Here is a 1,529-nt window from a genome sequence, read left to right as displayed (position 1 = left end):
AGCTGGGACAGCGCGTGGTTGGCCAGGCCGAGGCCGTGCGTGCGGTCGCGACCGCCGTGCGCCGCTCGCGCGCCGGCCTCCAGGACCCGAACCGGCCGACCGGCTCGTTCATGTTCTTAGGGCCGACCGGCGTCGGCAAGACCGAGCTGACCAAGGCGCTTGCCGAGTACCTGTTCAACGACGAGACCGCGATGGTCCGCCTCGACATGTCCGAATACATGGAGAAGCACTCGGTCTCGCGCCTGATCGGCGCGCCTCCCGGCTATGTCGGCTATGACGAGGGCGGTGCGCTGACCGAAGCGGTGCGGCGCCGGCCTTATCAGGTCGTGCTGTTCGACGAGATCGAGAAGGCGCATCCGGACGTGTTCAACGTGCTGTTGCAGGTGCTCGACGACGGCCGCCYGACCGACGGCCAGGGCCGCACCGTGGATTTCCGCAACACGCTGATCATCATGACCTCGAACCTCGGTTCGGAGTTTCTGGTGAACCAGCCGGAGGGCGAGGACACCTCGGCCGTGCGCGAGCAGGTGATGGGAACGGTGCGCGCGCATTTCAGGCCGGAATTCCTGAACCGCGTCGACGAGATCATCCTGTTCCACCGCTTGCAGAAGAGCGAGATGGGCCGGATCGTCGAGATCCAGTTCGCGCGGCTCGAGAGGCTCCTGACCGATCGCAAGATCGTGCTGACGCTCGATGCTGCGGCCCGCGACTGGCTCGCCGCCAAGGGCTGGGATCCCGCCTACGGCGCAAGGCCGCTGAAGCGGGTGATCCAGCGCAACCTCCAGGATCCGCTCGCCGAGATGATCCTGGCCGGCGACGTCAAGGACGGCGACACGGTCGCGATCTCGTCCGAAGGCAACGTGCTGACCTTCAACGGCAAGGCGCCGCAGACCGCGGAGATCGCCCAGTTCGAGGCCCCGTCGTCGAAGCGGAAGTTGAACTGACGAAATACACGCCCTCCGCGCTGAAATCGCGGAGGGCGTTTTTCAATCCGCGAAGAACGCGTCCACCGCCGCCTGATCGCGGTCGTAGACCCAGCATTCGCTCAGCAGGCCGTCGCGCACGGCATAGACCAGCAGCCGTTCCAGTTCGGCCGTGCGACCGTCCCGGCTGAACGATTCCCGCGCGAGAATGGCGCCGCGCCGCGGTCCGGCCATCACGTCGTCGATGCCAAGAAGTTTCCGGTTGGCGCGGCGTGCGACCTCGGCCAGAGCGGCAAGCGCGGCCGGCTTGCCGCGGTGGGTGCCGGCGAGCGGGTTATGCCCGGCATAATGCAGCGTGAATTCGTCGTGGTAGCAGGCGGCGATCGCGGCGCGGTCACCGGCCTGCCAGGCGGCCGCATAGCGCGCGACGACGGCGCGGATCGCGGCGGTTTGTGCGGCGTCATCCGCCAGAACTTTCTCCATCGACATGATCTCCCGGGTCATCGGCAGCGTTGTGCCGGTGCGCTATGGTAAGGCATGACCTCGCCACCGGGCTTTCAGGAACTGGCTATAGGCACGCCGTCCAAGGTCGGGCCAATGCAGGCG

At 67.0% G+C, this 1,529-nt stretch carries 2 protein-coding genes; one reads left to right on the top strand and one right to left on the bottom strand.

Translation table 11 applies throughout. From position 1 onward, the window contains the following. Positions 1 to 944, top strand: a 944-nt coding sequence (locus ACXJL8_RS40710; RefSeq protein ID WP_456686996.1) for an AAA family ATPase, incomplete at its 5' end; no start/stop codon positions are given. A gap of 42 nt (positions 945 to 986) precedes the next feature. Here ACXJL8_RS40710 and ACXJL8_RS40705 read toward each other — a convergent pair. Continuing rightward, positions 987 to 1,427 (bottom strand): nuclear transport factor 2 family protein, encoded by a 441-nt coding sequence (locus ACXJL8_RS40705; protein ID WP_456686995.1) that lies wholly within the window; start codon positions 1,425 to 1,427, stop codon positions 987 to 989. Positions 1,428 to 1,529 lie beyond the last annotated feature (102 nt).

This window comes from Bradyrhizobium sp. P5_C11_2, from assembly GCF_054049755.1.
This window is presented reverse-complemented; position numbering and strand designations above follow the sequence as displayed.